Origin of the sequence: Streptomyces sp. NPDC056361, assembly GCF_042262805.1 — a bacterium.
Classification (GTDB): domain Bacteria; phylum Actinomycetota; class Actinomycetes; order Streptomycetales; family Streptomycetaceae; genus Streptomyces.
The window spans coordinates 1-7,343 of sequence record NZ_JBHJQI010000239.1; the positions used below are offsets into that span (position 1 = coordinate 1).

4 protein-coding genes and 1 pseudogene are annotated in these 7,343 nt (G+C 72.1%); 2 read left to right on the forward strand and 3 right to left on the reverse strand.

What is annotated here, in order from left to right:
• Positions 1-107: 107 nt before the first annotated feature.
• The gene (locus ACFCY7_RS38905) at positions 108-2,108 is read right to left on the reverse strand and encodes a GtrA family protein (protein WP_376490813.1); all 2,001 of its coding nucleotides are present in this window, start codon (positions 2,106-2,108) and stop codon (positions 108-110) included.
• Between the two features lie 107 nt (positions 2,109-2,215).
• On the opposite strand from ACFCY7_RS38905, the gene ACFCY7_RS38910 reads away from it, so the two are divergent.
• The gene (locus tag ACFCY7_RS38910) at positions 2,216-3,205 is read left to right on the forward strand and encodes a glycosyltransferase family 2 protein (RefSeq protein ID WP_376490814.1); all 990 of its coding nucleotides are present in this window, start codon (positions 2,216-2,218) and stop codon (positions 3,203-3,205) included.
• A 53-nt stretch (positions 3,206-3,258) separates the two neighbouring features.
• On the opposite strand, the gene cpt is transcribed toward ACFCY7_RS38910, so the two are convergent.
• Complete coding sequence (gene cpt, locus ACFCY7_RS38915; protein ID WP_376490815.1) at positions 3,259-3,792, reverse strand: chloramphenicol phosphotransferase CPT; 534 nt, start codon at positions 3,790-3,792, stop codon at positions 3,259-3,261.
• 42 nt (positions 3,793-3,834) lie between these two features.
• Complete coding sequence (locus tag ACFCY7_RS38920; RefSeq protein ID WP_376490816.1) at positions 3,835-5,037, reverse strand: Cmx/CmrA family chloramphenicol efflux MFS transporter; 1,203 nt, start codon at positions 5,035-5,037, stop codon at positions 3,835-3,837.
• A 482-nt stretch (positions 5,038-5,519) separates the two neighbouring features.
• Here ACFCY7_RS38920 and ACFCY7_RS38925 point away from each other — a divergent pair.
• Positions 5,520-7,343: pseudogene (locus ACFCY7_RS38925) on the forward strand (hypothetical protein); the annotation flags it as partial.

Here is a 7,343-nt window from a genome sequence, read left to right on the forward strand (position 1 = left end):
GCCCGGCAGTGTGCCGGGCCGCCCCCTCGTCACGTCGAATCGAGCGGGGAACCGGGCGGCTCAGCCGCCCTCCGCCGTCGCCCGCTTCGGAAGCGCGTGCGTTCGGTTCACGCGGGCTGTCCGGACAGGGACTCGGTGGGACGTCCGTCGGAGTCCGGCACCTGCGCCTCGTCCGGCACCTGCGCCTCGTCGGCCGTGGAGGTTTCGCCGGTCTCGGCGGCCTTCGCCCGGCGCCTCGCCACGTGGGCCGAGGCGATCAGCAGCGCGGCGACGGTCCCGGCGATCGCGGGCCAGTAGACGTAGCGGTAGTTGGATTCGGGTGAGGTGGGCAGGTAGGCCAGGACGTAGAGGACCGAGCTGGCGCCGAGCAGCCGGAGCTCGCGGGTGTAGGGGCCGATCCAGCGGCGGCGCAGGGTGAGGAGCAGGGAGGCGGCCAGCCAGAACCAGCCCTGGAAGAGGAACGGCACGTCGCGGACGAAGCCGAGCACGTAGTACCGCAGGCCGGACTTCAGCAGCTCGTTGGAGGGGGTGTCCACGATGGCGTCGGGCTGGTCCGCCGGCAGGGCGCGCGTGCCGTCCTGGAAGGGGTAGTTGCTCTGGAAGAGCAGCTTGGCGAAGAGCTGGAGGCGGTACTCGGCGTAGCTCTGCCAGTGCTTGGGCATCTGCTGGGTCCACATCTCCAGCATGACGTCGACGTTCCGCGGGGACAGGGGGTCCGGTGCGATGTCGCGCCGGTAGCAGTGGAAGTAGGCGTCCGAAGGGATCTTCTTGGTCCGGCATGTGGCGGCGGCCGAGGCGAGGGCGTCGCGCAGGGCCGGATCGGCGCCGGCCCGGTCGGCTGCGGTGCGCACTTGGGCCGGGGTGAGCACGTGGACGAGGTCGTCCAGCGGGATCTGCGCGTACTGCCGGGAGGGCAGCGGGTCGGCGACGGCGTTCACGGCGGCGTTGGCGCCGGCGGTGACGGCGACGAGCACACCGGTGGCGACGAGCCAGCGGCGGCGGCCCGGGGCGGGCCAGAGCGCGAGGACCAGCAGGACGAAGACCGGGATCACGGCGGGGAAGGCGTTCTTGCGGACCAGGACGGCGTACGCGAGGAACAGCACGCCCACGACGAGGAGCGCCCAGCGGGTCTTGGTCCGGCCGGACGGCAGCTCACGCGCGAGGAGCGCGACCGCGCAGGCCGCGAGCAGGACGTACGCCATGTGCACGTCCTTCCACACGACGCCCGTGAAGGTCACGACGTGCGGTGCGAGGCCGACGGCGAGCATCGCGAGGGAGAGTCCGCGGCTGCCGGTCCTCTTCCACACCAGCACGGCGAGGAGCCACAGCGACGCCCACAGCACGGCGGCCTGCAGGGCGGCCATGGCCGATACGGCGCCCGTGGAGTCGATGAGGATCTTCCACAGCAGGGCCATCGCCGGAGGGTGCCAGTCGTGCATCGGCGTCTCGCCCAGCGCCTCCCTCAGCTGGACGAGGCTGTCCGCACTGAAGTATCCGGGGTGGAAGACGACGGACACGGCGTAGGCGCCGACCGCGGCGAAGGCGACCAGGGCCCACGGCCAGAGCGCGCCGCGCCGCCGGGCGTCGCGGAGTGATGCGGTCCACCGTTCGATGCTGCCGGGCACGTGGGTCGGGTCCTCTCCTGAGCGGGTGAACACGAGGCTGCGGTAGGCGACGAAGCGGAACAGCGTCGCCGCGGCCCAGCCGACGAGCCGGGCCGCGTTGTCGCCGAGCGGCGACCCGAGGCCGAGGAGTTCGTGGGACACGTACACGGGGAGGGCGGTGACCGCCATGCCCACCAGGTTGACGCCCACGAACAGCGTGAGCTCGCGCCGGTCGACGGCGCCGCTCCGGTCGCGGTAGGTCCAGTAGCGGTTGCCGATCCAGCTCACGGCCATGGCGAGGAGGGTGGCGAGGACCGAGGCGACGACCGGCATGCTCCCGAGGGCCCCGCCGTCGGAGGACGGGGTGCCGAAGACCAGGAGGTTGAAGCTCGCGGTCTCCACGACGAACGCGAGTGCTCCGACGACGCCGAAGGCCGCGACCTCACGCCCGAGGTTCCGTGCCCACGCGGGCGCGTGTCGGCTCCAGGCCGTCAACCGCATCATGGCGGAAACGTAAACTTGTGCGACCGGAATACACAAACGCGAGGTAGCATCCCCACGAATTTCACGGACAGGCCACGCGGCTTGTCGTTACTGGGGGGAACCTTCGCATGAGTCCGGTGATCGCCTGTGTCGTTCCCTGCTACAACGAGGAGGCGGCTATCGGGAAGGTCGTCCGTGACCTGCGCGCGTCGCTCCCCGAGGCCGTCATCTACGTGTACGACAACGCCTCCACGGACAACACCCTCGCCGAGGCCCTCAAGGCCGGCGCGATCGTGCGGCAGGAGCCGCGCAAGGGCAAGGGCAACGTGATTCGCCGGGCCTTCGCCGACGTCGAGGCCGACGCGCTGCTGATCATCGACGGGGACGACACCTACGACGCCACGCGCGCCCGCGAGATGGTCGACCTGCTCTTCGAGGGCCCCTACGACCAGGTCGTCGGCGCCCGTCGCGAGATAACCGACACGGCCTACCGGGCCGGTCACGCGGTCGGCAACAAGATGCTCACCGGCGCCGTGCGGTCGCTGTTCGGCAACGACGTCAGCGACATGCTGAGCGGCTACCGGGTGTTCTCCCGCCGGTACATCAAGTCGTTCCCCGCCCTGTCGCGGGAGTTCGAGACCGAGACCGAGATGACGGTGCACGCCCTCAGCCTGCGTCTGCCCACCGCGGAGCTGCAGGTCGACTTCAAGGACCGGCCGGCCGGCAGCGTCAGCAAGCTCCGCACCTACCGTGACGGCTGGCGCATCCTGAAGCTGATCCTGGGCCTCGCCCGCCGCCAGCGCCCCTCGCTGTTCCACTCCACCATCGCCGGCCTGCTGGCCCTCGTCTCGCTCGCCCTGGGCGTCCCGGTGATCGCCGAGTTCGTGGAGAGCGGCACCGTTCCGCGCTTCCCCACCGCCATCCTGGCGGCCTCCATCATGATCATCGCAGTGCTCGTGCTCCTGGTCGGGTACATCCTGGAATCGTTCATGCACATGCGTCAGGAGCAGTCCCGCCTCGCCCACCTCATGTACCCGGCACCGTCCTTCGGCGCGGACTTCGTGCCGGAGGCGCTTCCGGAGGCGACCGTCTCCGGTTCGGACGTCCGCACCGCCTGACGCACCGAAGGGGCGGCCCGGCAGTGTGCCTGACGCCCCTTCGGCTCGCGCGGTCAGCCCAGGTGGGACGCGATCGTGTGGGCGCAGGTCAGGGATTCGGTGTGGGTGGTGTCGATCTCGAGGTCGTAGGTGACGCCTTCGTGGACGACGAGGGCCTGTTGGGCGGCCATGCCGGGGGTGCGGTCGCCGCGGGCGATCTCGCGGCCGGCGGCGGTGGCGGGGTCGCAGCGGACGCCGACCCAGAGGACGGGGAGGTCGCCGAGGACCGTGCGCCAGCGCTGCTGGGAGGCGGCGCCGCCGAGGAAGACGTCGTCGATGACGATGCGGGCGCCGGCGCGGGCCATGGTGGCGATGCCTTCCGCCCAGGCGGCCTCCAGCTTCCGGAAGTCCTCGCCGACGGTGACGCCGCCGTCGTCGCCGAAGACGATCCCGCCTTCCGAGGACCACATCTTCTTGGGCAGGGCGTCGACGAACGAATCGCATCCGAACGTCATCCAGGGGTCCGGCAGTACGGACTGGAGGCACCGTACGATGCCGGACTTCCCTGAGCTGGAGGCGCCGTTGAGGATGATCACGCGTGTCGTCACGGTGTCACCGTACGGATGTGCCGCTGGGCGCGCAGCGGGATTTCAGCGGGACGGTACGGTCTTGCGCTCCACCGGTGAGCCGGAAGTGATCACGCGGGACGGTGACGTGTGGAGCTTGAGGGCCACGGCGGCGGTCGCGAGGCCGAGGGCGGTCATGGCGGCGCCGGCCCAGGCGGTGGAGGCGAAGCCGAGGCCGGCGTCGATGACGGTGCCGCCGAGCCAGGGGCCGCCGGTGTTGCCGAGGTTGAAGGCGGCGGTGGTGGTGGCGCCGGCGAGGGTGGGGGCGGCGCCGGCGACGTTGAACATGCGGGCGTTGAGGGCCGGGGCGGTGTAGAAGGTGGACACGCCGAGGAGGAACGTCAGCACGATCGTGGCGGCCGGGCCGGACGCGAAGAGGGCCAGGGCGACGAGGAAGACGGTGGAGGCGGCGATGCCGCTGAGCATCACGCCGAACAGGTGGGCGTCGGCGACGCGGCCGCCGATCGTCGTGCCGACGACGGCGCCGATGCCGAAGAGGGCGAGGACGCCGGAGATCCAGCTCTCGTCGAGGCCGGAGACGTCGGTGAGGAGCGGGGCGAGGTAGGAGAAGGCGCAGAAGACGCCGCCGGCGGCGAGGGCGGTGACGGCGATCGAGAGGAGCACCTGGCGGTCGCGGTAGATGGCCAGCTCGCGCTTGATGCGGGGCTTCGTCTCGGGCCGCGGGATGTGCGGGATGCGGGTCACCACGCCGACGAGGGCGATGGCGGAGGCGGCGCCGACCGCCCAGAAGGCCGAGCGCCAGCCGAGGTGCTCGCCGAGGAAGGCGCCGGCGGGGACGCCGAGGACGTTGGCGATGGAGAGGCCGCCGATCATGACGGCCATGGCCCGGGCGCGCGCCCCGACGGGCACCATCGCGATGGCGACGGCCGCGCCGACCGCCCAGAAGCCGGCGCAGGCCAGCGCGCTCACGATGCGGGAGGCGAAGAGCACGGCGTAGTTCGGGGCGAGGGCGCCGGCGACCTGGCCGAGGCCGAAGACGGTGATGAGGGTGATCAGGGTGGTCTTGCGGGGGAGCCGGAGGGTGGCGACGGCGAGGAGGGGTGCGCCGACGACCATGCCGATGGCGAAGGCGGATATGAGGAGTCCGGCGCTCGGGATGGAGACGTTCATGTCCTCCGCGATGGGCGGGAGGAGTCCGGACAGCATGAATTCGCTCGTGCCGAGCGCGAAGACGGAGAGCCCGAGGATGTAGACGGCCAGGGGCATGCGGGTGGCGGTCACGGGCATGCGGGTGGCGGTCGCGGGCGGGGTGGTCGGGGCGGGTGGGGTGGGCTCGGCGGAGGGAGAGGGCATGACATGCGTCAACCATCGATTTGTTCCTGTCATTCCGCGGTGACGGGAATGTCTTGGGATGCGAGACGGACGGGCCCCGACCTGCGTTCCTTACGCCGGGTAACAAGATGTTCAAATACGGCACCGATTTGTCCGGCCCTGGGGTGCCCCGCGTCCTTGATCACGAATATTTGATCTTCACCGGCGGGGGTGGCGCGTGGCATCGTCGCGATGTAAGCGGCAGTGCCGGTGCATGGGGAGAGCCGAGTGCCGGCATGTGCCGCGACCAGGGGGGACACCGCCCGGCGGCAGCGCCGCCCTCTGTCATGCCTATGTAAAAAGCACTGCCTCACGATCGAGAGATTGCCAGGCAGAACATGTCCCCGTTCAGAGACGTCGGCAGACGCCGGCGTCGCATGCGGCACGCCCTCACCAGGGCCACCGGCGCGACCGCGCTGGTCACCGCCGCGGCCGTACTCACCGGCCTGATCCAGGCCGCGCCCGCCGCGGCCGACACCACCCCCGAAGAGGACACCGGCTACAGCCGCAACAGCATCGGCGAGGCACGGCGGCTCGACCGCTGCCTCGCCGGGGTCGCGCTGCACGTCGGCGGCCCCCGGATGAAGGCCAAGGCCGTCGAGGGGCTCGCCGGCACCGAGGCGCAGCTCCGCGAGACCGTCGGCGACACCGCGTGGCTCGCCTACGGCCCCCTGGGCGTGGAGGCCCGGGCCGACAAGGAAGCGGCCGGCCTCTACTTCGACGAGGTCCGCAACCGCGTCACCGCCCTCGACGAGGCCAACAAGCCCTACCGCGAGTCGGCATGGGCCGACGAGGGCATGGAGTGGCACGCCCCCGCCTTCGGCGAGGACGTCATCCAGTTCACCTACTTCACGCAGACCAAGCTCGCCTGGCAGCTCGGCTGGGACGGCCACAGCAACGCCAGCGCCGAAGCCGTCGCGCGCGCCCGTGCCGTCATGGACGAGAACCAGGGCAAGGACGCCTGGAACGACTTCGGCGCCAACTGGATGCTGCGGGACAGCGAGGTCGGCAACACCGAGTACAGCCGGGGTACGACCTCCAGCGACATCGCGTCCTACCTGCGGCACGGCGGCTTCCTGACCGAGACGCCCGCCAAGGACTCCCCGGCGTACCGCGTCGAGGTCGAGGACCTCAAGCAGGCCTGGGCCGCCTGCGACTCCCAGAACCCGGTCGACCCGCGCCGCGTCCTCAACGACCCCACCATGACCGCCATGGTCGAGTGGGAGCAGGAGTACGCCGGCCAGGCCACCCAGCGCGCCACGATCATCCAGGCCGAGGCCGACGCCGCCGCGGCGACCCGCGCCGCCGCCGACGACATGGTGCGGGCCATCGGCCTCGCCTGGTTCGCCGACCAGATCACCACATGGCGCGCGTACTGGCAGGCCGCTGCCCCGGACACCATCTTCGAGAAGCCCGACCAGGCCTTCTACGACAAGGCCACGGCCGACCTCGCGCGGACCCGTGCCGACGTGGCCGCCGCGGTCACCTCCGCCAAGGCGTGGGCCGCGAAGGCCGCCGCCGCCTCGCAGAGGGCCGCCACCGCGCAGCAGGAGGCCTGGGCCGTCGCCGACACCAGCCACGTGCCGCGCGGCCGGGGTCTGACGTACGCCCAGCAGTCGGTCCAGGTCGTCCGCGCCTCCGCCGCGGCCGCCGAGGCCGCCGCGAAGGCCACCGAGACCGCCCTGAGCGCCGCGAACGCGACCGCCGCCACCGGCGACGCCCTGCTCGCCAAGGCGCAGACCGAGTCGCACGCGATCAACACCGAGTTCCGCCGCGTCGCCGCGCAGGAGGCCGCCGCCCAGGCGAAGGCCGCCGCCGACAGCGCCGAGGCCAACGCCACGGCCGCCGCCGAGAGCGCGAACACCGCCAAGGCCGCCCGTACGACGGCCGAGGACAAGCGCGACAAGGCCAAGACCGCCGCCGGCACCGCCGCCACCGAGCGCGCCAAGGCGCAGGCGGAGCAGGCCGCCGCCGTCGCCTCCCGCGCCAAGGCCGCCGCCGAGCGGACCAAGGCGACCGAGGCCGAGCAGCGCGCCGCCGGCCAGAAGACCGCCGCACAGAGCGCGGACACCGCCGCCGGATCAGCTGCCCACCGTCGCCGCGGCCCGCAACGGCCCGACCCCGCCGCCGGGCCCCGGCACGCCCCCCGGCGGTGCCTTCGGGGACGCCGCCGCTCCCGGCAGTGCCCCGGCGCACCCGGC

Excerpts from the sequence above, each read along its gene's own strand:
- ACFCY7_RS38905 (WP_376490813.1), bottom strand. The coding sequence starts at position 2,108 with ATGATGCGGTTGACGGCCTGGAGCCGACACGCGCCCGCGTGGGCACGG.
- ACFCY7_RS38910 (WP_376490814.1), top strand. The coding sequence starts at position 2,216 with ATGAGTCCGGTGATCGCCTGTGTCGTTCCCTGCTACAACGAGGAGGCG.
- ACFCY7_RS38920 (WP_376490816.1), bottom strand. The coding sequence starts at position 5,037 with ATGCCCCTGGCCGTCTACATCCTCGGGCTCTCCGTCTTCGCGCTCGGC.